Origin of the sequence: Curtobacterium sp. BH-2-1-1 (genome assembly GCF_001806325.1) — a bacterium.
GTDB lineage: Bacteria > Actinomycetota > Actinomycetes > Actinomycetales > Microbacteriaceae > Curtobacterium.
Map to the genome: position 1 here is coordinate 2,390,430 of NZ_CP017580.1, position 24,225 is coordinate 2,414,654.

The window sequence follows — 24,225 nt, forward strand, 5'->3', positions numbered from 1 at the left end:
GGCGGCCCCGCGCCCACCTAGGATCGTCGGGTGAACCAGCGCCAGGAACAGCGAGCTCGGACCCGGCAGCGGATCATCGAGGCCGCGGCGCAGGAGTTCGCCCGGAACGGCTACGCAGGGACGTCCTTCTCGTCGATCGCGGCGTCGATGGGGAAGCCCAAGTCCTCGATCGGGTACGAGGCGTTCCCCTCGAAGCAGGCCCTCGCGAACGCGGTGGTCGAACAGCACCTCGACCGGCTCGAGGCCCTGCTCGACCGGGTCGAGCGCGCGACGCGCCCCGGTCTCGACGCGCTGCTCATCGCGATGCGCGCAGGCCTGCACCTGGACCGAACGAGTCCGATCGCGAGCGGAGCCCTGCGGCTCATCATCGAACAGAGCGGCGAGCAGCGGTCGAGCCGGGTCGAGCACACCCTGGACTTCGTGCGGCGGAACGTGCGGGCCGCGATCGAGGACGGCGACGTCCCGGCGACGGTCGACGCGGGCGTGCTGGCACGTCGGCTGCTGACCGGCGCGCTCGGCGCGCACGCGGCGAACCTCTTCCGACTCTCCGGCACGCCGGTCGATCAGAGCGTGCAGACGAGTTGGGAGATCGTGCTCCGCGACGCGGGAGCCTCACCCGAGCGCATCCGGACACTCGGGGCGTACCCGCTCGACGCGATCCTGGCCTGAGCGGTCGCGCCGCAGCGGGCCACCGGACGGCTGGGCGGCGCGTCGACGCCGGGGTCGCTAGAACAGGTTACCCCCGCTGGCGACCTGGATCGCGACGAGGGCTCCGGCGAAGACCACCAGCACGCCGACCAGTGTCGCGAGTGCGACGGGCCACCCCGTCCGGCGTCGGGCACGGCGCGCGGTCGAACCGACGACCCCCGCGACGAGGACGACGAGCGTGAGGACGAGGTGCCAGTTGCGCACGGCCGCGCCGGGGTCGTCAGCGCTGCTGCACCCCGGCGACGGTTGCGCGCACCCGGCGAACGCGAGCTGGCCGATGAGGACGACGAACCACGCCGCCGGGCTCACGAGGACGGCCGCGCCGAGCAGCAGGACGGTGGCGACGAGGTCGACGGAGCCGGGGCCGCGGGGTGGCGGCGCTTGCTCGGCTCGCGGCGGGCGCAGCACCAGGTCGTCGCCGGGATCGTCCCACCAGTCCTCGCGTGCCCCCATGCACCCAGCGTAGGTGGGAGCGGTGGACGCGAGTGGACGGCGGACGGGAGGCGCGGGTCGGGCCCGCACCGCGCCTCCCGTCAGAAGCGGGTCGAGCCGCGCAACCGGCGCGGCCGGCCGTCGGGGTCCACGGCGAGGCGCGCGGCGGGACGCGCCCACAGACGCTGCAGCGCGGAGACCGGCTCCGGCTCGTGCTGGCGGATGCGTCCAGGGGGCCGCGGGCCGGGCTGCCCGTCCTCGTGCCAGTGGTCGAGCGCACGTGCCGTGGAGCGCCAGAGGGCGAGCAGGTCCGCGCCGGACCCGGTGAACCGCTCGTCGTCGGGCGTCGTCGCGAGGTGCTCCGCGCAGAGCTCGTGGCGGAGGTCACGGGCGAGGGACCGGCCGTCGTCCGAGGTGTCCACGACGGCGCACGTGAGTTCGCTGTCGGACGTCCACGAGCGGCGGTTGAAGTTGTCCGAGCCGATCGTGAACCATTCGTCGTCGACGATGCAGACCTTGGCGTGGATGTAGATCGGGCGGCCGTCCTCGTGCTCGAGGTCGAAGGCGCCGACACGGTCGGGTGCGGTGCGGCGGAGCGTCCGGAGCGCCTCGATCTGGCCGAACCGGCTCGGGGGACCGCCCAGCGGCCCGTCCGAGTTCGGGTACCGCGGCACGAGGACGACGACACGGAGCTCCCGGTTGCGTTCGAGGGCCTCGGCGATGCCGGTCGCGACCTCGCGGGACCAGAGGTACTGGTCCTCGATGTAGAGCAGCGATCGTGCTCGGGCGAAGGCCTTGCCGTACGCACGGGCGATGCTCCGCTCACCCAGGGGCGCGAACGGGAACGGCGGGCGCTTCACCCCGTACGTGCGGAGGAGCTGCACGGCGTGGTGCCCGGCCGGTGGTGGTGGCGCCGTGCGTTCGGGCAGGGGCTCGGGGCGCCGCGGCATGTGGACGAGGCGTTGCAGCAGCATCCGGTACGGCAGGCTGCGGTCGAGGGGGAGCGGGTCGTCCCAGCGCTCGGCGAAGACCGCGAGCACGTCCGCGACGACCGGCCCGCGGAGCTCCATCGACGCGTCGTGCCAGGCCGGGCGCTCCCCGTAGCGGGCGTCGATCGAGACGGGCTGCGGGTCGCCCTCGTGCGCGGCGTCGTCGCGACGGCTGTGGCAGAGGTCGATCCCGCCGACGAACGCGACGTCGCGGGAGGGGTCGTCGCGGTGCTGGATGACGAAGAACTTCTGGTGGTGCGAGCCGAACACCCGGACGCGCTGGTCGAGCAGCACCTGGCCGCCGGCGTCGTTGATCTTCCGGCCGAGCAGCTCGTTCGACCGGGCGCTGATCGACGCCGAGACGCGCTCGCCGTGGGACCGCCAGATGAGCCCGCGCACCTCGATGCCCGCTCGTGCACGGTCGGCCAGCAGGTCCCCGATCGTCGGGCCGTCCGGCAGCAGCCGCTCGTCGGCGTCGCCGCGCCAGTCGGTGAACCACACGCGGTCACCGGGGCGGAGGGCGGTCAGTTCCGCGTGGATGCGGTCGAAGTAGGCGGCGCCGTGCACGAGCGGCCGGACGTGGTTGCCCTCAGACCACGGTGCCGCATCGGCGCCGGTGTCCCCCTCGGCGTCGGGCCGGTTCCGGTCCGTGTCGTCGTCGGGGTGTCCCGCGTGCACGCCGGTGGCGAGGTTGCCTCGCTCGTCGCGGGAGAGGAACCAATCAGCTGGACCGGTACGCACAGTCGAACAGTACGGGACGGCGCCGTTCAGGGGCGCGAGCCCGGCAGGGGGATCTCGCGGCGCTCGTCCCACGGCTCGGCCCAGCCGAGGCGGTCGAACAGGGCGTCGAGGAGCATCGCGGTGAAGCCCCAGACGACGTGCTGCGCGGGGCCGGAGTCGATCGTGAACGCCGGACCGCGCCACTCCTGGCCGCCGCGGCGGATCACCGTCACGCCGCGGTGGGCGGGGTCGAGCAGGTCGGCCACCGGCGCCCGGAACACCGCGGCGGACTCGGCCTGGTCGACGACCCGGACGGGCGAGGACTCGCGCCACCACCCGAGCACCGGCGTGACGAGGTGCCGCGAGAACGCGAGCGGCACCGGGGCGATCGTGCCGAGGACGTCCACGCCCGCGGTGTCGATGCCGGTCTCCTCGCGGGCTTCACGGAGTGCCGCGGCGGTCGCGTCCGTGTCACCGGGGTCGACCCGGCCGCCGGGGAACGCGATCTCGCCGGGGTGGGCGCGGAGCGTGGTGGCCCGTGCGAGGAGCAGGACGTCGAGGTCCCGCGAGACGTCGGTGCCGGCGGCTCCCACGGCGGGGCGGTCGCTCGGGACGTCGTCGAGTTCGCCGAACAGGATGAGGACGGCCGCGTTGCGGGAGGCACTGGCCACCGGCATGCCCGTGACGAGCGGGGCGGCACCGGGACCGACGAGCGCGGAGAGCTGCTGACGCGCCGGGTTCACGTCGTCAGCCTAGGTGCTGCGCTCCGAGGCGGAACATCCGGAAGGTGCGCCCCCGGGGGATCTCCGAGGCACGACCCGTACGTTCCGAGTCAGCACCACCGGGACCACGGCGGTCCCGAACCGACACTGCACGGGAGCAGACCATGAGCGACACCGACGGCACCGCACCGAAGAACGACCCCGAGGGCACCCCGAAGCCGGACGGCCTCGGCGAGGACGGCACGATCCCCAACGAGCCCGACGGTCTCGCCGCCGGACACGTGGGCGACGACTCGCACTTCAACCCGGAGGAGGACGACGGCACGGAGTGAGCGAGACGCCGGTGGCCGGCCGGCGGGTGACCTGGGACCATGGAGCATGGGGAACCGCCGGAGGATGCTCGTGACCGCCACGATCGGGGTCGGGCTGGCCCTGGCGCTCGCCGGGTGCTCGTCGCCCGGGTCCGTCTGCGCCGACTCCGGGCAGGGCAACACGGTGAACGTCGTCGTGCCCGACCACCTCGCGACCGCCGTCGAGTCGGTCGCCGTGTGCGTCGGTGCCGCCTGCACGCCCGAGCAGGAGTCGGCGACGTCCGAGGTCGACGGCGCGACCTGGACGGTCCCGGTCGAGCAGACGCAGGACGAACGCGGCCGCGTGGCGCTCTTCGACGCCGACGGTACGCGGCTCGACGAGCGCGGCGTCGAACTGGCCTGGACGGACTACGGCTTCGGCGCACCCCTGCAGTGCCGGGGGAGCGGTGTCGCCGAGGTCTGGCTCGACTGACGGCCCGAAGCGCAGGCCGCACCCGACTGTGAGCTCGGAGGCTAGAGCACCCGCTCCAACAACCGCAGCGTCCCCGCGATGTCCACGTCGCGGTCGAGCAACCACTGCACCTGCAACCCGTCGAACGCCGCGATGATGAGCGACGCGACCTGGTCGAGGTCCGCATCGCTGTGCCGACCTGTGGCGACGAGCTCGTCGCGCAGTTGCTGTGCCAGATCGGCCCGCGCGGTGGCGAACCGCGCCGCGAAGTACGACCGCGCGGTCTCGTTCCCCGCCTCCACCGAGGCACCGAGCAGCGTCGTGTAGAGCGTCACCAGGGCCGGCTCGCTGACGTTCCGGTGGGCGACGAACTCGAGCCGGGGGAACACGCCGCCGGTGTCGCCCAACGCCCGGTTCGACGCGTCGTCACGCTCCCGCAGCACCTCGACGAGCAGGGCCTCGCGCGACGAGAAGTAGTGCCGGAGTGCGGCGTGCGAGATGCCGATCGCCTCGCCGATGGCCCGGAGCGAGGTCCCGTCGATGCCGCGGGAGGCGACGACCTCGAGCGTCTGGTCGAGGATCTCCTGCCGGCGCTGCACGCCCTTGGCGTAGGGCCCGCGGCTGCCGGTTCCATCGTTGGAGGTCACTCGGACCAACCTACCGGCAGCCATGAGTCGCCGAAGTGCTGGCGCAAAGTACCGAAACAAAAACTTCCGGTCGGAGGTTTTGGGTGCTACTGTCCCGATCACCTAGTAGCACTAGGGATTCAGCGGGCCCCGAAGCCCCCTATGACTCGAGGAGGAGTCATGTCGACACCGACGTCGAAGGAAGAACCCACACGCGGCATCGCCGGAACCGCATCCCCCGCGGTCACCGCCGCCGCCGGCGCCACCGCCACGGACGCAGCGGCGTCCCGAGCGTTCTCGGTCGAGGGCATCACGCAGTCCGTCAGCACGATGCGGGTGGGCCGCGGCTACCTCTGGGGCCTCAGCTTCGCCCAGTTCGGCCTCTTCGTCGCCCTGCTCACGCCGGTCTTCGTGAGCATGTCGATCAAGGCGACCGAGCTCAACCCGTCGAACCCCGAGACGATCGTCGGTTCGGTCCTGCCGTTCGGCGCGATCGGTGCCCTGCTCGCGAACCCGCTCTTCGGCGCGATCTCGGACCGCACCCGCACCCGCTGGGGTCGTCGTCGGCCGTGGATGGTCGGCGGCGTCATCGTCTTCGTCGGTGCACTCGCCTGGCTCGCCTTCTCACCGAACGTCCTGCAGCTCACCCTGGCGTGGGTCCTCGCGCAGGTCACCGCCAACGCGGTCCTCGCCACCCTGACCGCGAGCTTCGCCGACAACGTGCCGGAGTTCCAGCGCGGCAAGGCCTCGAGCGTCATCGCGCTCGCGCAGAACACCGCGATCCTCGCCGGTCTGTACCTGGCCGTCTACCTGGTCGGCAACCTGCCGATGCTCTTCATCGTCCCGGGCATCATCGCGATCATCGCGATCCTCGTCTACTCGTTCGTGGCCCGCGACGAGCTGCCCACGACGCCGATCAAGCCGTTCAGCTGGGTCAACCTGATCAGCTCGTTCTGGACCAATCCGATCAAGCACCGCGACTTCGGGCTCGCCTGGTGGGGGCGCTTCCTCATCACCTTCGGCACGTTCATGTTCACGACCTACCGCCTGCTGTACATGGAGGACCGCATCGGCCTCCCGCAGAAGGAGGCCGTCGGCATCGTCGCGTTCGGTGTGCTCCTCTACACCGTCGCCCTGCTGGTCAGCGCCGCGCTCTCCGGGTGGGTGTCCGACCGCATCGGCCGCCGCAAGGTCTTCGTGTGGAGTTCCACGGCCCTCACCGCCGTCGGCCTGGTGATCCTGGCGCACGTGGACACGGTCGGCGGGTTCTACTTCGCCGAGATCGTGATGGGCTTCGCCTTCGGCATCTACTCCGCCATCGACACCGCGCTCATCGTCGACGTGCTGCCCGACCCGGAGCGCCCCGGCAAGGACCTCGGCGTGATCAACATCGCGAACGCGCTGCCGCAGTCGCTCGCCCCGGCCGTCGGTCTCTTCCTCCTCGGCGTCGGGGGCGGTCAGAACTACACGCTCATGCTCTGGGGCGCGGGTGTCGCGGTGATCCTCGGCGCACTCGTGATCTTCCCCATCAAGTCGGTCCGGTAGACGGCGCACCAGCGCACGGTCCTGGAGGCGCGACCCGACTCACGAAGGCGAGTCGCGCCTCCAGGCGGTCACCGCACACACCGCAAGCCTCCCTGAAAGGACCAGCCATGGCACCCGCCATCTCCCTGCAGCTCTACACGGTGAACGCCGCGCTGGAGCCCGACCTCGACGGCGGCGTCCGCCGCCTCGCCGACATCGGCTTCGACACGGTCGAGGCGTTCGCGTTCGTCGACCGAGCAGCGCAGCTCAAGGAAGCGTTCGACGCCCACGGCATCACCGCGAAGACCGGCCACGCGTTCCTCGTCGAGGAGACCATCCCGCTGCCCGACGGCACCGTGATGACCGCTCCGTCGCACGCCGAGACGTTCGCCGCGGCGAAGGAGCTCGGCCTCGAGATCGTCATCGACCCGTTCGTCGGCCCCGACCACTGGACCACCCGCGAGGGCGTCGAGCGGGTCGCGGCCCGACTCAACGCCGCCGCTGCCGAGGCGGCCGGGCACGGCCTCCGTGTCGGCTACCACAACCACGACCACGAGCTCCGACCGCAGATCGACGGCCGGCCCGCACTGCAGGTGCTCGCCTCGCTGCTCGACCCGGGCGTGGTGCTCGAGCTCGACCTGTACTGGGCCTCCGCCGCGGGCATCGACCTCGTGCCGTTCATCGAGGAGCTCGGTGACCGCATCGTCGCCGTGCACGTCAAGGACGGCCCCATGCGCGACGACATCTCCACCGCGACGATCCCCACCGACCAGACCCCGGCCGGCCAGGGCGACGTCCGGCTCGCCGAGGCGCTGCGTGCCGCGACGGCTCTCGAGTACGCCGTGATCGAGTTCGACGGGTTCGCGGGGGACGTCTTCGACGGGGTCGCCCAGTCGTACGAGTGGCTCGCAGCGCAGCTCGCACCGAGCGGATCGGCGGTGTCCGCATGACCCGCACGGGCAAGGTCGGCATCGGCTTCATCGGCGCCGGCATGATCAGCGAGCAGTACCTCGCGAACCTCACGACCTTCCCCGACGTCGAGGTCGTCCGGATCGGCGACATCGACACGGAGCGTGCTGCGGCGTCGGCGGCGAAGTGGGGCGTCGCGGCCTCCGGCGACGGTGCGTCGGTCCTCGCCGACCCCGACGTCGAGATCGTCATCAACCTGACGCTCCCGGCCACGCACGTGGCGGTGTCCACGGACGCCCTCCGCGCGGGCAAGCACGTGTGGAGCGAGAAGCCGATCGGGGTCGACCGCGAGTCCGCTGCGGGCCTGGTCGCCCTCGCCGACGAGCTCGGGCTCAAGCTCGGCATCGCGCCCGACACCGTGCTCGGCCCGGGGTGGCAGACCGCCAAGCGGGCGATCGAGGCCGGCGCGATCGGCACGCCGCTCACCGCGGTCACGAGCATGCAGTGGCAGGGGCCGGACGTCTTCCACCCGAACGCGTCGTTCCTCTACGCCAAGGGCGCCGGCCCGCTGTTCGACATCGGCCCGTACTACTTCACGGCGCTCGTGCACCTGCTCGGGCCGATCGACTCCGTCGTCGCGACCGGGTCGCGGTCCCGCGAGACCCGGGAGCTGGTCGTCGGGCCGAACGCGGGCCAGTCGTTCCCCGTCGAGGTGCCCACCCACGTGTCCGTCCTGTCGTCGTTCGAGCAGGGTGGCAACGCGCAGTCGTTGCTGTCGTTCGACACCCCGCTGTTCCGGCACGGCGTCTTCGAGGTCAACGGCACCGAGGGCACGATCGTCCTGCCCGACCCGAACACCTTCGGCGGCGGGCACCCGGTCCGGATCGCCCGACCGATCCCCGTCGGCGCCTCATGGCCGTTCGAACAGGAGTGGGAGACGCTCCTCGACGAGGAGCCGACGGTCGGCCGGGGCCTCGGTGTGCTCGACATGGCGCGGGCCATCCGCGGCGGCGGTTCGCACATCGCGACCGGTGCCGTCGGCTACCACGTGCTCGACGCGATGGTCTCGGTGGAGGAGTCCATCGAGCGGCGGTCGTTCGTCGAGGTCGAGTCCACCGTCGGGGCGATCGCGTCCCTGCCGGAGGACTTCGACCCGTTCGCTGCCACGCTGGAGACGGCGCCGGCTGGCGTCTGACGGCCGGGTCACACCAGCCAGGAGGCCCTGCTCACGTCCGCCGCGTGCGGAACGTGCGCAGGGCCTCCCGTCGTGTCCGTGGTCACCAGGGGACGACGCCCGCGTCCTCGAAGAAGCCACCCCGCGGGCCGTCGTCCGGCAGCGTCGCGAGCCGCACCGCGGTCGCCGCGCCCTGCGCGGCCGTGCGGTCGCCGCTGAAGCCGTTGAAGTCCGTCGCGACGAGCCCCGGGCACGCGGCGTTGACGACGACCGGGGTGTCCGCGAACGCCCTCGCGTACTGGGTCGTGATGCCGTTGAGGAACGTCTTCGACGGGGCGTACGCAGCCATCACCGGACCCGGCTGGCGGCCGAGGGAGCCCATGCTGCTCGACGCGTTCACGATGCGCGGCGCGGGGGAGCGGCGCAGCAGCGGCAGCATCGCGTTCGTCACGCGGACGACGCCGTAGACGTTGACGTCGACGACCTGCCGGACGACGTCGAGGTCGAGCGTCGTCGGGTCCTGCGTCCACGTCACCGGGTCGAACGGTCCAGAGATCCCGGCGTTGTTCACGAGGACGTCGAGTCGGCCGAAGCGCTCCTCGACCTCTGCTGCGGCATCCGCCACGCTCTCGTCACTCGTCACGTCGAGCCGGACCCCGTGGGCGTCGACCCCGCTCGCCCGCAGTCGTTCCACCGCTTCCTCGCGACCGGTGTCGCTCCGTGCGCCGACGAGCACGCGCATCCCCGTCGCACCCAGCTGCTCGGCGATCGCGTACCCGATGCCCTTGTTCGCGCCGGTCACCAGCGCGGTCGTCTTGTCGTCCATGTGCTCGATCGTCCGTCCGGGGTGGTTCCCGCGTCCAACACCGATCGGGTGGGTGGTGATACTCGCCGGGTATCGGTCGGCGTAGGCTGCCGGTCGTGGACGATGTCGAGACGCGCGAGCTCCGGTACTTCGTCGCCGTCGCCGAGGAACTCCACTTCGGCCGCGCGGCGCTCCGGCTCGGGATGGCGCAGCCGCCGTTGTCGCGGGCGATCCGGCAGCTCGAGGAGCGGATCGGCGTCCGGCTCTTCGACCGTGACCGTCGTGGCGTGACCCTGACCGACGCGGGGTCGGCGCTCCTCCGCGAAGCCCCGGCCGCCCTCGACGCCGTGCGCGCGGCCGTCCGGCGGACCCGACGCGCGGGGGCACCGGAGCAGCGGCTGGTCCTCGCGACGAAGGCCGGGTCGTCGCACGAGTTCCTGCAGGCGCTGCTCGACGCGGCCCCCGAGGACGTGCCGGTCGACGTGGTGCTCTGCGAGATCGGTGAGCAGGCGGGACTCCTCCTCGACGGCACGGCGGACGTCGCGGTGATGCACCGGCCGTTCGACGACTTCGCCGGGATCGAGTCGGTCGACCTGTACTCCGAGCCGCAGGTCGCGATCGTCCCCGCGTCCCACCCGCTCGCCGACCGCCGGTCCCTCACGATGGCCGAGGTGTCGTCGGTCCCCGACCTGCCGATGGCGCGGTGGCCCCTCGCCGACTGGACCTACCCGCCGGGACCGGGGCCGGAGGTGCACTCGCAGTCGCAGCTGGCGCAGCTCGTCGCGCTCGGTCGGACGCTGCTCGTGATCCCGCGCTCGAGCCGGGCCTGGCAGTGGCCCGAGCACGTCGCGGTGCCGGTGCTCGACGCGCCCCTCGCGACGACGGTGCTCGGGTGGCCGGTCGGGCGGGAGACGCCGGCGGTCGCGCGGCTCGTGGCGACCGGGCTGCGGATCGGGGAGGCCGCGGGCGCGGTCAGCGCCTGACGGGGCCGGTCAGCGCCTGACGGGTCCGGTCAGCGGCGCGTCGCGTGCTGCCGCAGCGCGACCACCACGCGGTCGAGGAAGTCGTCGACCTCGTCCTGGCGGTAGCCCTCGCGGAACTTGGTCGGCTGGAAGCGCGCCAGTGTGACGTCCTCGGGCGTCAGCGGGTCGACCGGACGTCCGGCCTCGTACCCGGCCAGGGTCGCGCGGACCCGGTCGAGGAAGTCGTCGACCTCGCGCTGGTCGTACCCTTCGCGCCACTTCGTCGGTGCGAACTTCGCGTTCGCCACATCGCTCGCGAGCATGCTCTCCCCCTCGTGCCGGACCCCTCGTGCCGGCGTGTTCGACGATCCTCGCACAGGTCACCCGGCGGGTGTGTCCGTCCAGACCCGGTCGATCGGCACCTCGTGGCCGAGCACCGCGACCGCCGCACGGTGCCCCGAGTACAGCGCGCCGGCCACCGTCGCCGGGTCGTCGGTCCACGTCGCCTCGCCCGCCAGGTGCACGCGCCCCGCGATCGGCACCGCGAGGTCGTCGTGGTCGCTCGTCGTCGACCCCGGCAGCATGTGCGCGTACGAGCCCCGGGCGAACGGGTCGTCCTGCCACGCCGTCACCAGCACCGACGTCGGCGTCCCCACGGCGTCGCCGTACAGTCGCCGGAGCTGCTCGAGCACCGAGTCCTCGACCCGCTCCTCGCTCCAGCCCCGGATCGCCCGCGCTGCCGGACCGGCCGCGAAGGTGAGCAGCGTCGGCACCCCGTCGAGCCGCGTCAGGTCGTACCAGGAGTGCCACCACCGTCCGGCCGGACCGAGCTGCCGGACCGCGTAGACGTCGGCGTCCCAGAACCGCTCCGGGAACCGCAGGACGACCTTCTCGAAGGCGTTCATCCGCAGCCGTCCGAGTGCCTGCCGGTGCCGTGCGGGCAGCGGTGGCTCGATCACGAGGTCGCCGGCCTGCAGCACCCCGACGGGCACCGTGACGACGGCGGCCTCGGCGTGGAACGGGCCGCGGCTGCTCGTGACCACCACCCCGCCGTCCCCGTGGTCGATGCGCTCGACGACGTGCTCGAGCCGGACGTCGAGTCCCGCGGCGAGGTGTGCGGGCAGGGCGTCGTAGCCGTCCGGGAACACCACCTCGTCGCCCGCGATCGTGTCGTCGTCGAGCCCGTGCGCGGCGAGCTCGTCGCTCGGGACCCCGTACTGCTCCTCGCTCCGGTGCTCGAGGTGCTCGCTGACCCGTTCCGCCCGCTCGGCGTTCCAGCCCTGCGCCGCGACGGCCCGGGCGACCACGTCGCGGTAGCAGTCGAGCGGCGCCGATCGCTCGACCTCGTCGGCCAGGGCGCGGTCGACCGTGCGCACGTCGTCGGCGAAGCGGGCGGCTGCACCGGCCTCGAGCCGACGACCGTCGGGCCCGTGGTACGCGATCGGCCGGCTGTCGACCTGGTACCCGCCGACGGTGAACTCGACCGTGCGGATGCCGAACGCGGCGACGGCGTCGGCCACGGGGTTGTCCTCGACGCCGTGGATCCACGAGGCGCCGAGGTCCGTCACGTGCCCGTCGGTCCGGTCGGTGTGGACCCGACCGCCGATCCGGTCCCGGGCCTCGAGCACGACGACCCGGCGCCCGGCCCCGGCGAGCACCCGTGCGGCCGCGAGCCCCGCCACGCCCGCACCGATCACGACGACGTCGGCGTCCTCCATGCTGGTGCTCCTCTCGGGACTGGATCAAGATTGACACAGCCAGGTGCGGAAATCGTTGCTGAGGTCTAGTTTCAGTGCTCGTATCCACAGAGTCGTGGAGCGACGGCGACGGTTTCCGTCGGTCGCCATCGAGAGAGCGTGGTGGTCATGCGAGACGAACGGGTCGTGACGGTGTCGACCGAGACCGTCGGCACGGAGAAGGGACTGCGACCGGGGGCCATCGGCCTGGTCGGCAGCGTTGTCATGGGCATCTCGTCCACGGCGCCCGCCTACAGCCTGGCCGCGAGCCTCGGGTTGGTCGTGGCCAGTGGGGGAGCGCTCCTCGCCGGGGTGAAGGCCCCGGCGATCATGCTGCTCGCGTTCATCCCGATGTGGATGATCGCCGTGGCCTACCAGGAGCTCAACCGCGAGGACCCCGACTGCGGCACGACGTTCACCTGGGCGACCCGGGCGTTCGGTTCCGTGACGGGGTGGCTCGGCGGGTGGGGGATCATCGCCGCGGACGTCATCGTGATGGCGAACCTCGCCCAGATCGCCGGCTCGTACGGGTACTCGTTCGTCGGCGTCCTGACGAACGACCCGGCGATCAGCGCCCTCGGGAACAGCACGCTCTGGTCGACCGTCGCCGGGGTGGCCTGGATCGCCGTGATGACCTTCATCTGCTACGTCGGCGTCGAGGTGTCGGCCCGGCTGCAGTACGTCCTGCTCGGCATCGAGGTGCTCGTGCTTGTGATGTTCGCTGCCGTCGCGCTCGTGCGGGTCGGCACCGGCAACGGCGTCGAGGGTTCGATCACACCGTCGCTGTCGTGGCTGTGGCCGAGCGGCATGGACTTCGGCTCGGTCATCGCCCCCGCCATGCTCACGGCGATCTTCATCTACTGGGGCTGGGACACCGCCGTCTCGCTCAACGAGGAGACGAAGGACCCCGAGAAGACCCCCGGTCGCGCAGCCGTCATCAGCACGGTCCTGCTCCTCGTCATCTACGCCCTCGTGTCGATCGCGGCGATCGCGTTCGCCGGCGTCGGGACGAAGGGCATCGGCCTCGGAGCGCAGGGCAACGCGGACGACGTGTTCTCGGCGATCGGCCCGGCGCTCTTCGGCAACTCGTTCCTCGGGCACGCCGCGATGGCCCTGCTGTCGTTCTCGATCCTCACCTCGGCGTCCGCCTCGACGCAGACCACGATCATGCCGACCGCCCGGACCTCGCTCTCGATGGCGGTCTACAAGGCCCTGCCGTCGCACTTCGCCCGGATCCACCGGCGCTTCCTCACCCCGACCTGGTCGACCATCGGGATGGGCATCGCGTCGATCGGCTTCTACGTGCTGTTCACCGTCATCTCGACGAACCTGCTCACGGCCCTGATCGGTTCCGTCGGCCTGATGATCGCGTTCTACTACGGGCTGACCGGCTTCGCGTGCGTCTGGGTCTACCGACGGACGCTCTTCAGCACCGTGCGGAACTTCGTGATGCGGGGGCTCGTCCCGTTGCTCGGCGGCCTGACGCTCGGGGTGACGTTCGTCTACGGACTCGTGCAGTTCGCCCAGCCCGACTGGCTGCAGGGCGACGACGGGAAGGACGTCACGATCCTCGGCATCGGAGCGGTCGCCGTGGTGGGTGTCGGCGCGATCCTCATCGGTGTCGTGCTGATGGTCGTCTGGTGGGTGCGGTCCCCGGACTTCTTCCGGGGGCGGACGCTCACGAGCACGAGCAACATCCTCGTCCTCGACGGCCCGGCTGGCGTCCCGGAGCCGACCGTCATCGCGCCCGACTTCTCGAACCTGCCGACGGGCAGCATCGCGGTCGACGAGGAGACCGGCAAGCGGTTCCGGCGGACGCGGTCGCGTCGCCGCGACGACGACTGATCTCGCGCACCGGCGGCGGACGGGAGGCGCGGGGCGGGCCCGCACCGTGCCTCCCGTCCGTCAGCCCACCAGCTCGCGCCGCAGCGACCGCAGCACCGGCAGGAGCGTCTCCAGACCGCCGGGACCCACCTCGAACGGGCGGCCGAGGGCCGTCCGCGGCGGCAGGACGAGCTCGCCTCCACCGACGAGGTCGAACCAGAGCGCGTAGTCGACGCGGGAGCCGCGTGCGTCCTTCGTCGCGAGGTCGATCGTCCGGATCCGCGACCAGGGCAGATCGATCACCGGCGCCTCCCGGTCCGGCGTCCATCCGTGCATGCCGGCACGATCGAGCGTCCACACCTCGGGACGGGGACGCGGGAGGTCCTCGGAGGTCCGGATGCCCTTCGTCAGCACCGGCAGGAAGAACGCGGGTTCGCGACCGCTCGCGCGGATGCGGGCGAGTGTCCGTCGGTCACGACGTCCGCTCCACCAGGTGCCGACCGACATCACGATGCCGACGACGATCAGGAACAGCTCGACCAGGACGACGCTGCCGACGCGGCTGCTCCGTTCCCTCTGCTCGACGAAGGCCGGCGAGCCGAACTCCGCGACGATGAGTGCCGGCGCACCCAGCACCAGGATCGCCGCTGCCAGGTGGATCGGCCACTGCCGCGGCGCGGTCCCGTCACGGAGCCGTCGCACCCACCCGTCCGTCACGTCCTGCACGGTCCCATCCTGCTCGGACGTCGGTCGGTGCGGTCAGTGCCGGTGGGACCGCCGCCGGCCGAGGATCGCGTCGATCACCCGCGAGAACCGCGGACGCCGCGCCACCGGCTTCGTCTCGATGGAGCGGGTCGGAGCGCGGAGCGCGAGATCGTGCAGCATGTTCCGCTTCGAGCCGTCCCAGTTCGCGAACAGGTACGCGCCCCCGAGGAACGACAGACTCCGCACCGGCGTGCGCTTCCACGAGTCGGCCGCGACGTAGTACCCGGCGTGACCGGCGTGGATGTGCTTGATCACGGTGTCGACGTCGATGACGCTGGTGGTCGTCACGACGGCGGTGATGCCCGTTCGGTCACGGGCGACGTACTCGATGAGGTGTTCAGACACGAGGGCTCTTGGTCGGGTCGGGGCCCGTCGAGGTCGGGGAACGCGACACGACGAGGCATGGCCGGAATCGTCGTTGCTTCCGAAACCAAGAATACGCCGAGAACTCTGTGCAGGGCGAGGAGGAACCTGTCCGGATGCGCACCGTGAACACCACCGGGGGGATCCTGTTCGCCGCCGTCCTGGCCGTTGCCCTGACCGGGTGCAGTGGCGGGACGACCGCCGGCCCCACCGCCACCGCCACCCGCACCGTGACCGCCACGCCGACTGCTGTCGCCGAGAGCCCGACCCCGACGTCGACTCCGACCCCCACGCCGACGTGCGGCCCGTCGAGCGGTGCCGAGGCCGCCGCCCAGCCGATCGCCGACCTGCCCCTGCCGGCCGGGCTCGAGGACGCGAAGTGGGACGCCGCACGGGCCGACACGTCCGGGTACGAGGCGTGCGCCCCGCTGTCCTGGGTCACGGTGAGCCTGGACCTCGCGACCGGCAGCTCGCCCGTCGCGATCCTGCTCTTCCACGACGGCCGGTACCTCGGCACGGCCACGAAGGAGCAGTACGGCTTCGTCCCGGACATCAGCCGGACCGACCCGTCGACGATCGCGGTGGCCTACCGCTACGCGAAGCCGGACGAGTCGACGGCGGACGCGAGCGGTCGGGCGGATGCGACGTTCCGGTGGGACGACGCTGCCGGGCGCGTGGTGATGACGGGGCAGGTGCCGCCGGCCGGCTGAGCCGCGACGCCGCGACGCCGCACGCCGGCTGCCGTTCGCCGTGGGCCTGGCATGCTGGACGCCATGCCGTTCCTCCGCACCGCCTGGCCGGGCGTCGCGCTCGCCCTCGTGATCGGGCTCGCCGCCACCGTCGTCGGCCGCGAGGTCCCGGTCGTCGGTGGCCCGGTCCCCGCGGTCGTGCTCGGCGCCCTGGTCGGGTGGCTCGTCCGCCGACGACGACACCACGACGGCACCGGCGCGGGCTCGGGCGGCGATCTCGGCCTGCTGCAGCCCGGCGTGAAGTTCGCCTCGAGCCGGATCCTGCAGTTCGCCGTCGTCCTGCTCGGCGCCCAGCTCTCGATCGCCGAGGTGCTCCGCATCGGCGGCGAGACGCTGCCCGTGATGCTGACGACCCTCGTCGTGTGCCTCGTCGCAGCCTGGGGGATCGGTCGGCTGCTCCGGGTCTCGAGTGCCCTCCGCACGCTCATCGGCGTCGGGACGGGGATCTGCGGTGCCTCGGCGATCGCGGCCGTCACGCCCGTGATCGGCGCGGTCAGCGCCGACGTCGCCTACGCGATGTCGACGATCTTCCTGTGCAACATCGCCGCCGTCTTCGTCTTCCCCATCGTCGGTCACGCACTGGGGCTCTCGCAGCACGCGTTCGGCGTCTTCGCCGGCACCGCGGTGAACGACACCTCGTCGGTGGTCGCCACCGCGACCGTCTACGGTCGCCAGGCGACCGACACGGCGGTGGTCGTGAAGCTGGTCCGGACGCTCATGATCATCCCGATCGTCGTGGGGCTGGCCGGCCTGGAGGCGCGGCGCACCTCCCGCGCGCAGCCCACCACCGACGACGGGTCTGGCCGCGCCGGGGGCGTCCGCGTGTTCCGGTTGGTCCCGTGGTTCCTGATCGGGTTCCTCGTGGTCGTGCTCCTCCGCACCCTCGGGGTCCTGCCGGCCGCAGCGGCCCCGGGGTTCTCCACCGCCGCGACGTTCCTCATCACGGTGGCGCTCGCCGCGATCGGGGTCTCGACGGACTTCGGCGCGCTCCGGCGGGCGGGGTTCCGACCGATGCTGCTCGGGATCGCGCTGTGGGTGCTCGTGGCGGGGACGAGCCTCGGCGCGCAGGCGGTGTTCGGGCTCCTCTGACGGCGTCGAGGCTCACACGATGCGGGAGTCGATCACCGCCCGGTCGCCCCGGTACCGCGAGAACCCGTACTCCACCGGGGTCCCGTCGGCCAGGCACATCAGCCGCTCGATGTGGAAGATCGCCTGCCCCGGATCGATGTCGAGCAGGTCCGCGCTCCACTGGTCGGCGTTCACCGTGCTGAGCAGCAGTCGACGAGCGACCGGCCGCTGCCCGACCCGCCGCACGAGCACGTCCGGCACGTACTCGGTGAGCGGCTCCGACACGAGGTCCGGGAACCGCTCCTGCGGCACCCAGCTCGTCCGCACCCGGCTCGGCTCCCCGTCGAACGAGATGAGGCTCTCGACGAAGTACGCGGCGCTGCCGTCCATCTCGAGGTTCCGCCGGACGGTCTCGGGCGCCGGCACGAGCTGGACGCACAGGTGCACGATGCTCAGCCGCGGGGAGTCGAACACGCTGCCGCCGGTGTTCTCGCCGTAGATCGTGACCTCCTCGGTGGTCCGGGCGAGGCTCACCGAGGCCACCGGACGCACGCCGAACGTGCCCGACCGCGGTGCCCGGGTGAGCAGGCGCTGTTCCTTGAGGAGCGTCAGCGCCGCGCGCAGGACGTTCCGCGTCGTGCCGTACAGGTCGAGGAGCTCCCACTCGTACGGCAGCGGTCCGGTGAACCGACCGGCGACGATGTCCGCGCGGATGAGGTCGGACACCTGCCGGGCGGCGTCCGAGCGTCGGTTGAAGCCGATCCAGTGCCCGGGCGTGACGTCGCCGATGGCCATGTCCGTCCACGGCGGGACCGGACGACGTCCCGCGGTGCCGTCCAGTCGGTCGTCGGGTGCGACGTCGGTCACGAGACCACCCCCACGGTCGTGGTGTCGCCGGTCCACCCGGCCCACCGGAGGAACTCCCGTGCGAGGCGCACCGGGTAGTCGGGTGCCTGGATGTCGATGGACACGAACACCCGGCGGTAGAAGGTCGGACCGCCGAGCAGGTCGACGGCGATCCCGAGGTCGACGTCGGGCCGCAGGTCGCCGGCGTCCATCGCCCGCTGGAGCATCGCGTTCACCCGGACCCGTCGGTCGAGGTGCCACGCGGCGACCGCCTCGGCCACCCGGGGCTCGTGCGAGGCGAGCTCCACGATGAGCGGCAGCGCCCGGCCGACCGGGGTCGCGACGAGCGCGTGCACCCAGCCGCGGGTGAGCCCGAGGACGCCCTCGTCGATCGGGGCGTCGAGGATCGTCGGGATCGACTCCTCCATCAGGCGGATGACGGTCTCGGTGAGGAGCACGTCGCGACTGGACCAGCGCCGGTAGATCGTCGCCGCCCCCACCCCGGCGGCGTCGGCGACCGCCCGGATCGTGAAGGCACGGGGGTCGCCCTCGGCGAGGATCGCGATGCACGCCGTGTACACGGCCTCGTCGACCGCGGCGTTGCGGGGCCGTCCGCGGACCGGGGCCTCGGTGCTCACGCGGCGCTCCAGAGCGCGAGCACCCGGTCGATGCCCCACACCTCGCCGATCTTCGCCTGGATGTCGAACAGGTTCGCCTCGTGCACGCTCGGCTGCCGGTCGCCGACGGCCTCGCGCACGACGATCGGCACGAAGCCGTGCTGCATGGCGTCCGTCGCGGTGGCCCGGATGCACCCGCTCGTCGAGAGTCCGGCGATGAAGAGCGTGTCGACTCCTCGTGCGACGAGGTCGGCGGCCAGCGAGGTCCCGAAGAACGCGCTCGGGTACTGCTTCGGCACGAGGGTGTCCCCGTCGACCGGCGCGAGCCCCTCGATGAACGCGCCGGTGGACGTGCCGGGGAGGTACGCCGCGAGGGCCGGCACCTTCCGGAAGAACACCCCCGCGTTGGAGCCGTCGGCCGACAGCGCCATCGTCGTGACGGCGACGTGCACGCCGGCCGCCCGGGCCGCGGCCGTGAGCTCGCGCATCCGCTCGACGGGTTCCTCGACGCCGGCGTACAGCCCGCACGCCGGGTCGACGTAGGCGTTCACCGGGTCGACGACGACGAGCGCCGCCCGTCGGCCCGGTTCGAGCGCACCGGTGTAGCCGGCCGAGACGTAGTCGTCGTGGTCGTCGGTCATGCGGTCCTGCTTCCGTCGTGGGGCTGGCTGGTGGGGGCCTGGAGGCGCGGCGCGACCCCGGCACGTCGGCCGGCGGTCGGCCCGTGCGCGCGGTCGGTGCCGGTCGTGGCGGTCATGCGCTCGTTCCCGGCTCGGGCACCGGGCCGGACGTGTCCGGTCGGAGCGGTGCCTGGCGGTCCGGGGGGCCGAACGGACCGAACGCGACGATGAGCGCGCCGACGACCGCACACCCGGCGAACGTGAGCGCGGCGGTGCGCACGCCGTCGACGAAGGCCTGGACGTCGGTCGCCGGCAGGCCGAGCAAGCTGCCGTCGTACGCCGCGGCCTGCTGCGCGGCGGAGAGCCCGCTCGTGGCGATCGCCAGACCGAGCGCCGTGGAGAACAGGAAGCCCGCGTTCTGCAGCGCCGACCGGATGGCGTTCGCGATGCCCCGACGGTGCTCCGGGACACGGGTCATCAGGGCCGAGGTGCTCGGCGTCATGAACACCCCGGTGCCGACCCCGACGGCACCGAGTCCGACGGCCGTCACGGCGTAGGCACCGTCGTCGGCGAGCGACCCCGCGAGCACCGCCGCCCCGACCGCGATGAGCAGCATGCCGATGGTGGAGAGCGTGCGCGCGGGCACCCGGCGGGCGAGGACCCCGGCGCTCGCCGCGGCCACGGTCGTGCCGATCGGGGTGGGGAGCACCCAGAGCGCGGCCTCGACGGCGTCCTTGCCCGAGACGGCCTGGAACGACAGCGACGCCAGGAGCACGAGGGCGTAGCTCGACAGCGCGCAGAGGCCGGCGGCCGAGAAGAGCGTGATGGTCGCCCGGTCGCGGAAGATCGCCGGGTCGACGAGCGGGTGCGGGACCCGGCGCTGGGTCCACACGAACACCGCTCCGAGCAGCACCGCGCCGGAGGCCATCGCGACGACGGGGACGGCGGCCCAGCCCGCGGAACCGCCGACCGACACGGCGCCGACCAGCAACCCGACCGCGGCCACGGAGAGCACCGAGCCCGGGACGTCGAGGCGTTCGCCGGAGCGCGGCCGGGCGGTGCGGGGGATGAGTCGCAGCGACCAGACGAGCCCCGCGAGCGAGATCGGGACCCCGGCGAGGAAGATCCACCGCCAGCCGAACGACTCCGCGACGAGGCCGCCGACGACCGGACCGATGACCTGTCCGACGGCGGCGACGGTGGCGTTCAGCCCGAGGCCGAGCGACAGGATCGACTCCGGGAACACGTCGGTGAGGAGCGCCGTGGTGTTCGTGACGATGGCCGCGGCACCGACGCCCTGCACGAGTCGGGCGGCGAGCAGGACGGCGGCGTCCGGTGCTGCACCGCACGCGAGCGAGGCGAGGAGGAAGACGAGGATGCCGGCGATGTACAGACGGCGACGCCCGACGAGGTCCGCGATCCGGCCGAAGACGAGGATGAGCGTCGTCGTGGTGAGCATGTAGCTGAGCAGGACCCAGCTCGACTGCAAGGCGGAGGCGTCGAGGTCGCGGCTGACGTCGGGGAGCGCGACGAGCAGGGCGCTCGAGGAGATGAAGACGAGGACGACGCTCAGGCTCGACGCGCAGAGCACCTGCCACGCGCGTCGGCGGGCGCCGTCCTCGTCCGTGGTGCGGTTACTGATCGGTCGACCCTCTCGTGGCGGATGCCGGCGGCACCCGGTGGTGGTGGTCGGTGACCTCCTGGAACGCGGCTGCGGCGGACAGGACGAGTCGGTCGTCCCACGGGCGTGCGACGAGCTGCACGCCGACCGGCAGACCGTCCGGCGCGGTCCCGGCGGGCATCATGAGCGCCGGGAAGCCGACGTAGTCGAAGACCCGGGTGTTCCGGGGGATCACGTCGTGCAGGTTGTACGGCACGCCGTCGACCGTCATGGTGAGGTCGTCGAGTCGGGGCGCCGTGGCACCGATCCCCGGCGTGAGGACGACGTCGACCCCGGCCTCGTCCATCCGTGCGACCATCGCGGCCTGCACGAGCGGACGGCGTCGGAGGGACCGGAGGTAGTCCGCGGCCGTCGGCGTGAACGCGACGTCGAACCGCGCACGGGTGCCGGCGTCGAACAGGTCGGCGGTGGCGGCGTTGGCCTCCTGGTTGGCCGCGAGTTCGCCGTAGAAGACGGTCCAGCACTCGGCGTCGATCGCCTCGAGGTCGTCGAACTCGATCGGCACGATCTCGGCCCCGAGTGCCGCGAACCGGTCGACCGCGGCCGCGTGCGCGTCGAGCACCGCACGGTCCACCCGCTCGGTGAACCAGACCCGGGGCACGCCGATGCGCATCCCCGCGATCCGTCCCGGTGCCGCCTCGACGAGCGGGACCGCGGTGTGCGTCGTGGGGTCCTGCCCGTCGCCACCGGCGATCACGGCGAGCACGAGCGCGAGGTCCTCGGCGGTGCGGGCCATCGGTCCGACGTGGTCGAGCGTCCACGACAGGCTCGCGACGCCCGTGCGCGGGACGAGGCCGTACGTCGGCTTGATGCCGGTCGTCCCGCACAGCGCCGACGGCACCCGGATCGATCCGCCGGTGTCCGACCCGAGCGCGAGCGGGACGATGCGTGCGGCGAGGGCGGAACCGGAGCCGGTCGACGACCCGCCCGTCCAGCGCTCGGGGTCCCACGGGTTCCGCACGGCGCCGTACCGGGCGTTGTGCGGGCCGCCGCAGGCGAACTCGGTCGTCGCCGCCGTGAACACCGGGATCGCCCCGGCCGCACGGAGCCGGGCGACCACGGTGGCGTCGGCGGGGGCCACGCGGTCACCGGTCTGCAGCGAGCCGCTCGTGACGACCGTGCCGGCGACGTCGATGATGTCCTTCACCGCGAACGGCACGCCCTCGAGCGCACGGGCCTCGCCCGCGGCCCAGCGCCGGGTCGACTCGACCGCTGCCTGCTCGGCGCCGTCGACCAGGCGGAGGACGGCGTCGGACCACACGTCGTCGCTCGTCCAGTGCGGGGCGAGGGCTCCGACGACGGCGGTGGGGGTGGTGGAACCGTCGCGGTAGGCCGCGAGCAGCTCGGTGACGCTCGCCGCTGCGGGGTCGGACGCCGTCGCGGCGGTGGACACCGTGGACGCCGGACCGGGGGCGACCGGTGCTGCCGGCGTCGGTGCCGCGTCGATCGCGGCCGCGAGGAGCCGGGTGAACAGCGCCTGGCTGTGCCCGGGCTCCGCCGGCAGGGACGACGGGGCGGCCGGGAGCGGGTTCGCACGGCTGTCGTGCAGCGCCTGCTCCAGCTGGGGCGCGATCGTCCCGCGCACGACGGCGAACACGTCCGTCACGCCGGCACCGCCGCGGCGTGGGCGTCCGCGAGGTACCGGAACACCCCGGGCTGCCGGTCGCGCCCGAGCGGGAAGTCCTCCCGCACCGCGGCCACCTCGGCGACGTCGAGCGTCGCCCGGACGATGGGTCCGGCCTCGTGCGCCGGGGCGGAGACCACGAGCTCGCCGCGGGGCGACACGACCGACGAGCGGCCGAAGTAGCTCACGGTCTTGCCGTCCACGGTCTCCTCGCCGCCGCGGTTCGGGGCGACGACCCAGGTCTGCGTCTCGAGGGCGCGCACCTGCAGCTCCTGCGTGAAGAGCGTCTCGCGGAACCCCATCGAGGAGACGAGCACGAGCATCACCTCGGCGCCGGCCGCACGCGATGCGAGCCAGTACTCGGGGAAGCTCCGGTCGTAGCAGATGAGCATGCCGAACCGGGTGCCGAGCGCGTCCAACACGACCGGCCCCGACCCCGGCGCGAAGTAGTGCTTCTCGTCGACGTCGGAGATCGCGTTCGTCGGGATCGACGTCTTCCGGTACGCCGGCACGCGGTCGCCGTGCACGTCGGTGCCGTGGACGAGGGAGCCGTCGGCGTCGATGAGCACCGCGCTGTTGTACTGCGCGTCGCCGGCGTCCTCGTAGAGGCCGAAGACGACCGCCGTGCCGAGTCGCCGCGCGGCCTCGGCGAACCGTGCCGTCGCCGGACCGGGGACGGGCTGCGCCCAAGCCTTGCGGCTGTCGTTCCGGACGCCGCAGAAGTAGGGTGTCGTGGTGAGCTCGGGGAAGACGACGAGGTCGGCGCCCTCGGCGGCCTGCTCGAACAGCGCGATGAGGCCGTCGAGCGCGGCGTCGCCGTCGGCGGGGATCTGCCCGGCCTGGACGACCGCAACCTCGAGGGTCGGCGCCGTGCTGCCGGCCGTCATGCGGTGACCGCGCTCGGGGTGACGGCGGGCGCCGACGACACGACGCCCTCGCGGGTGCGCATGAGCGGCTGGATGCGGGTGCCGAAGTCGTCCATGCCCTGCAGGAAGTCGTCGAACACGAGCATGATGCCCTTCGTGCCCGCGACGTCGGCGGCCTCGTCGAGCATCGCCGCGACGTGCTCGTAGGAGCCGACGAGCGTGCCCATGTTCATGTTCACGGCACCCTCCGGCAGCGAGATCCGCTTCGCCGTGTTGCCGTCCTCGCCGTTCGTGTCGGTGAGCGCCTGCCCGGTCATCCAGGCGATGGCCTCGACGTCCACGCCGTCGCTGTAGCGCTGCCACTTCTCCTGCGCGGCCTCGTCGGTCTCGTCGGCGATGACCATGAACAGCACGTAGGAGCCGACGTCGCGTCCGGTCTTCTCCCGCGCGGCGAGGAGCGCCTCGTTCTGCTCGGCGTACGCGGTCGGGGTGTTCACGCCGACGCCCATCGAGAAGTTGTAGTCCGAGTACTCCGCCGCGAACGCCATGCCCTGCGAGGACTGCCCGGCCGAGACGATCGGGATGTGCGACGTCGGCTTCGGCAGCATCCGGCAGTCGTCCATCTGGAAGTACTCGCCCTGGAAGTTGCTGACGCCGTCCTCCCACAGCTCCTTCATGACCTGCATGTACTCGGTCTGGTAGGCATACCGACGCTTGAAGTGCACCTCGTCGCCCGGCCAGAGCCCCATCTGGTCGTACTCCGCCTTCTGCCACCCGGCGACGAGGTTCAGCCCGAAGCGGCCGTGCGAGATCGAGTCGACCGTGGCGGCCATGCGTGCGGCGATCGCCGGCGGGATCGTGAGGACGGCCGTGGTGGCGAACAGGCGGATGCGCTCCGTCCGGGCAGCGAGGCCGGCCATCAGGGTGAAGGACTCGAGGTTCTCGTCCCAGAACCCGCTCGGGCCGCCGAAGCCGCGCAGCTTGATCATCGACAGGGCGAAGTCGAAGCCGTACGACTCGGCCTTCTGCACGATCTCGAGGTTGAGGTCGAACGAGGGCTTGTACTGCGGCGAGGTGGTGGAGATGAGCCAGCCGTTGCTGCCGATCGGGATGAAGACTCCGATGTCCATGGG

The 24,225-nt window shown here is 72.4% G+C and carries 25 protein-coding genes and 2 pseudogenes; 10 read left to right on the forward strand and 17 right to left on the reverse strand.

What is annotated here, in order from left to right; genetic code table 11:
- Positions 1-30 precede the first annotated feature (30 nt).
- Complete coding sequence (locus BJK06_RS11445; protein WP_070417997.1) at positions 31-669, forward strand: TetR/AcrR family transcriptional regulator; 639 nt, start codon at positions 31-33, stop codon at positions 667-669.
- Positions 670-726: 57 nt separating this feature from the next.
- On the opposite strand, the gene BJK06_RS11450 is transcribed toward BJK06_RS11445, so the two are convergent.
- The 3 genes from BJK06_RS11450 to BJK06_RS11460 all read right to left on the reverse strand — a co-directional run bounded on the left by BJK06_RS11450 (position 727) and on the right by BJK06_RS11460 (position 3,526).
- The gene (locus BJK06_RS11450; RefSeq protein WP_070417998.1) at positions 727-1,161 is read right to left on the reverse strand and encodes a hypothetical protein; all 435 of its coding nucleotides are present in this window, start codon (positions 1,159-1,161) and stop codon (positions 727-729) included.
- An 80-nt stretch (positions 1,162-1,241) separates the two neighbouring features.
- Entirely contained in the window at positions 1,242-2,870 is a 1,629-nt protein-coding gene (locus BJK06_RS11455; RefSeq protein WP_139199334.1) for a phospholipase D-like domain-containing protein, read from the reverse strand.
- A gap of 26 nt (positions 2,871-2,896) precedes the next feature.
- Entirely contained in the window at positions 2,897-3,526 is a 630-nt protein-coding gene (locus BJK06_RS11460; RefSeq protein WP_083295441.1) for a CoA pyrophosphatase, read from the reverse strand.
- A gap of 209 nt (positions 3,527-3,735) precedes the next feature.
- Here BJK06_RS11460 and BJK06_RS18850 point away from each other — a divergent pair, with 209 nt between their 5' ends.
- Positions 3,736-3,903 (forward strand): hypothetical protein, encoded by a 168-nt coding sequence (locus BJK06_RS18850; protein ID WP_175473708.1) that lies wholly within the window; start codon positions 3,736-3,738, stop codon positions 3,901-3,903.
- Positions 3,904-3,973: 70 nt separating this feature from the next.
- Positions 3,974-4,354, forward strand: a complete 381-nt coding sequence (locus BJK06_RS11465; protein WP_139199333.1) for a hypothetical protein — start codon at positions 3,974-3,976, stop codon at positions 4,352-4,354.
- 41 nt (positions 4,355-4,395) lie between these two features.
- Here BJK06_RS11465 and BJK06_RS11470 read toward each other — a convergent pair whose 3' ends face one another.
- A complete protein-coding gene (locus BJK06_RS11470; protein ID WP_254790859.1) occupies positions 4,396-4,980 on the reverse strand; it encodes a TetR/AcrR family transcriptional regulator in 585 nt (194 codons plus the stop codon).
- A 159-nt stretch (positions 4,981-5,139) separates the two neighbouring features.
- Here BJK06_RS11470 and BJK06_RS11475 point away from each other — a divergent pair, with 159 nt between their 5' ends.
- The 3 genes from BJK06_RS11475 to BJK06_RS11485 all read left to right on the forward strand — a co-directional run bounded on the left by BJK06_RS11475 (position 5,140) and on the right by BJK06_RS11485 (position 8,587).
- Positions 5,140-6,504: an MFS transporter gene (locus BJK06_RS11475; protein ID WP_070418002.1), complete on the forward strand. Its 1,365-nt coding sequence runs from the start codon at positions 5,140-5,142 to the stop codon at positions 6,502-6,504.
- A gap of 107 nt (positions 6,505-6,611) precedes the next feature.
- Positions 6,612-7,433, forward strand: a complete 822-nt coding sequence (locus BJK06_RS11480; RefSeq protein ID WP_070418003.1) for a sugar phosphate isomerase/epimerase — start codon at positions 6,612-6,614, stop codon at positions 7,431-7,433.
- Positions 7,430-8,587 (forward strand): Gfo/Idh/MocA family protein, encoded by a 1,158-nt coding sequence (locus BJK06_RS11485; protein ID WP_070419404.1) that lies wholly within the window; start codon positions 7,430-7,432, stop codon positions 8,585-8,587. Before BJK06_RS11480 ends, BJK06_RS11485 begins: the two co-directional genes overlap by 4 nt.
- Positions 8,588-8,669: 82 nt before the next feature.
- Here the strand turns inward: BJK06_RS11485 and BJK06_RS11490 are convergent, their stop codons facing one another.
- The gene (locus tag BJK06_RS11490) at positions 8,670-9,392 is read right to left on the reverse strand and encodes an SDR family oxidoreductase (RefSeq protein ID WP_070418004.1); all 723 of its coding nucleotides are present in this window, start codon (positions 9,390-9,392) and stop codon (positions 8,670-8,672) included.
- Positions 9,393-9,487: 95 nt separating this feature from the next.
- On the opposite strand from BJK06_RS11490, the gene BJK06_RS11495 reads away from it, so the two are divergent.
- Positions 9,488-10,354 (forward strand): LysR family transcriptional regulator, encoded by an 867-nt coding sequence (locus BJK06_RS11495; protein ID WP_070418005.1) that lies wholly within the window; start codon positions 9,488-9,490, stop codon positions 10,352-10,354.
- Positions 10,355-10,401: 47 nt separating this feature from the next.
- On the opposite strand, the pseudogene BJK06_RS19065 reads toward BJK06_RS11495, so the two are convergent.
- From BJK06_RS19065 to BJK06_RS11505, 3 genes and pseudogenes are all read right to left on the reverse strand, one after another.
- Positions 10,402-10,515: pseudogene (locus tag BJK06_RS19065) on the reverse strand (DivIVA domain-containing protein); the annotation flags it as partial.
- Between the two features lie 78 nt (positions 10,516-10,593).
- Positions 10,594-10,656: pseudogene (locus BJK06_RS19070) on the reverse strand (hypothetical protein); the annotation flags it as partial.
- 57 nt (positions 10,657-10,713) lie between these two features.
- Complete coding sequence (locus BJK06_RS11505) at positions 10,714-12,051, reverse strand: NAD(P)/FAD-dependent oxidoreductase (RefSeq protein WP_070418007.1); 1,338 nt, start codon at positions 12,049-12,051, stop codon at positions 10,714-10,716.
- A gap of 147 nt (positions 12,052-12,198) precedes the next feature.
- Here BJK06_RS11505 and BJK06_RS11510 point away from each other — a divergent pair, with 147 nt between their 5' ends.
- The gene (locus tag BJK06_RS11510; protein ID WP_083295442.1) at positions 12,199-13,914 is read left to right on the forward strand and encodes an APC family permease; all 1,716 of its coding nucleotides are present in this window, start codon (positions 12,199-12,201) and stop codon (positions 13,912-13,914) included.
- 60 nt (positions 13,915-13,974) lie between these two features.
- Here the strand turns inward: BJK06_RS11510 and BJK06_RS11515 are convergent, their stop codons facing one another.
- Both BJK06_RS11515 and BJK06_RS11520 read right to left on the reverse strand, forming a co-directional pair.
- Positions 13,975-14,619 (reverse strand): hypothetical protein, encoded by a 645-nt coding sequence (locus BJK06_RS11515; protein WP_070418008.1) that lies wholly within the window; start codon positions 14,617-14,619, stop codon positions 13,975-13,977.
- A gap of 33 nt (positions 14,620-14,652) precedes the next feature.
- Positions 14,653-15,003: a hypothetical protein gene (locus tag BJK06_RS11520; RefSeq protein ID WP_070418009.1), complete on the reverse strand. Its 351-nt coding sequence runs from the start codon at positions 15,001-15,003 to the stop codon at positions 14,653-14,655.
- A gap of 143 nt (positions 15,004-15,146) precedes the next feature.
- On the opposite strand from BJK06_RS11520, the gene BJK06_RS19135 reads away from it, so the two are divergent.
- Entirely contained in the window at positions 15,147-15,731 is a 585-nt protein-coding gene (locus BJK06_RS19135; RefSeq protein ID WP_156794842.1) for an LppP/LprE family lipoprotein, read from the forward strand.
- A gap of 63 nt (positions 15,732-15,794) precedes the next feature.
- Entirely contained in the window at positions 15,795-16,859 is a 1,065-nt protein-coding gene (locus BJK06_RS11530; protein ID WP_070419406.1) for a YeiH family protein, read from the forward strand.
- 12 nt (positions 16,860-16,871) lie between these two features.
- On the opposite strand, the gene BJK06_RS11535 is transcribed toward BJK06_RS11530, so the two are convergent.
- The 7 genes from BJK06_RS11535 to rutA all read right to left on the reverse strand — a co-directional run bounded on the left by BJK06_RS11535 (position 16,872) and on the right by rutA (position 24,222).
- Positions 16,872-17,705: a GntR family transcriptional regulator gene (locus tag BJK06_RS11535; RefSeq protein WP_070418011.1), complete on the reverse strand. Its 834-nt coding sequence runs from the start codon at positions 17,703-17,705 to the stop codon at positions 16,872-16,874.
- Positions 17,702-18,322, reverse strand: a complete 621-nt coding sequence (locus BJK06_RS11540) for a TetR-like C-terminal domain-containing protein (RefSeq protein WP_070418012.1) — start codon at positions 18,320-18,322, stop codon at positions 17,702-17,704. The genes BJK06_RS11535 and BJK06_RS11540 overlap by 4 nt, the downstream gene beginning before the upstream one ends.
- Positions 18,319-18,942: an isochorismatase family protein gene (locus BJK06_RS11545; RefSeq protein WP_070418013.1), complete on the reverse strand. Its 624-nt coding sequence runs from the start codon at positions 18,940-18,942 to the stop codon at positions 18,319-18,321. The genes BJK06_RS11540 and BJK06_RS11545 overlap by 4 nt, the downstream gene beginning before the upstream one ends.
- A 112-nt stretch (positions 18,943-19,054) precedes the next feature.
- The gene (locus tag BJK06_RS11550) at positions 19,055-20,512 is read right to left on the reverse strand and encodes an MFS transporter (RefSeq protein ID WP_070418014.1); all 1,458 of its coding nucleotides are present in this window, start codon (positions 20,510-20,512) and stop codon (positions 19,055-19,057) included.
- Between the two features lie 43 nt (positions 20,513-20,555).
- Positions 20,556-22,208, reverse strand: coding sequence for an amidase (locus BJK06_RS11555; protein ID WP_070418015.1), 1,653 nt, complete (start codon positions 22,206-22,208; stop codon positions 20,556-20,558).
- Positions 22,205-23,113 carry a carbon-nitrogen hydrolase family protein gene (locus BJK06_RS11560; RefSeq protein ID WP_070418016.1) on the reverse strand — a complete coding sequence of 303 codons (909 nt, stop codon included), beginning with the start codon at positions 23,111-23,113 and terminating at the stop codon, positions 22,205-22,207. Before BJK06_RS11560 ends, BJK06_RS11555 begins: the two co-directional genes overlap by 4 nt.
- Positions 23,110-24,222 (reverse strand): pyrimidine utilization protein A, encoded by a 1,113-nt coding sequence (rutA, locus tag BJK06_RS11565; RefSeq protein ID WP_070418017.1) that lies wholly within the window; start codon positions 24,220-24,222, stop codon positions 23,110-23,112. Before rutA ends, BJK06_RS11560 begins: the two co-directional genes overlap by 4 nt.
- Between the last annotated feature and the right edge of the window lie 3 nt (positions 24,223-24,225).

Bases quoted from the DNA above. Each gene is read 5' to 3' on its own strand.
- BJK06_RS11450 (WP_070417998.1), bottom strand. From the start codon at position 1,161: ATGGGGGCACGCGAGGACTGGTGGGACGATCCCGGCGACGACCTGGTG.
- BJK06_RS11460 (WP_083295441.1), bottom strand. From the start codon at position 3,526: ATGCCGGTGGCCAGTGCCTCCCGCAACGCGGCCGTCCTCATCCTGTTC.
- BJK06_RS18850 (WP_175473708.1), top strand. From the start codon at position 3,736: ATGAGCGACACCGACGGCACCGCACCGAAGAACGACCCCGAGGGCACC.
- BJK06_RS11475 (WP_070418002.1), top strand. From the start codon at position 5,140: ATGTCGACACCGACGTCGAAGGAAGAACCCACACGCGGCATCGCCGGA.
- BJK06_RS11480 (WP_070418003.1), top strand. From the start codon at position 6,612: ATGGCACCCGCCATCTCCCTGCAGCTCTACACGGTGAACGCCGCGCTG.
- BJK06_RS11485 (WP_070419404.1), top strand. From the start codon at position 7,430: ATGACCCGCACGGGCAAGGTCGGCATCGGCTTCATCGGCGCCGGCATG.
- BJK06_RS11490 (WP_070418004.1), bottom strand. From the start codon at position 9,392: ATGGACGACAAGACGACCGCGCTGGTGACCGGCGCGAACAAGGGCATC.
- BJK06_RS11505 (WP_070418007.1), bottom strand. From the start codon at position 12,051: ATGGAGGACGCCGACGTCGTCGTGATCGGTGCGGGCGTGGCGGGGCTC.
- BJK06_RS11510 (WP_083295442.1), top strand. From the start codon at position 12,199: ATGCGAGACGAACGGGTCGTGACGGTGTCGACCGAGACCGTCGGCACG.
- BJK06_RS11530 (WP_070419406.1), top strand. From the start codon at position 15,795: ATGCCGTTCCTCCGCACCGCCTGGCCGGGCGTCGCGCTCGCCCTCGTG.
- BJK06_RS11545 (WP_070418013.1), bottom strand. From the start codon at position 18,942: ATGACCGACGACCACGACGACTACGTCTCGGCCGGCTACACCGGTGCG.
- BJK06_RS11560 (WP_070418016.1), bottom strand. From the start codon at position 23,113: ATGACGGCCGGCAGCACGGCGCCGACCCTCGAGGTTGCGGTCGTCCAG.
- rutA (WP_070418017.1), bottom strand. From the start codon at position 24,222: ATGGACATCGGAGTCTTCATCCCGATCGGCAGCAACGGCTGGCTCATC.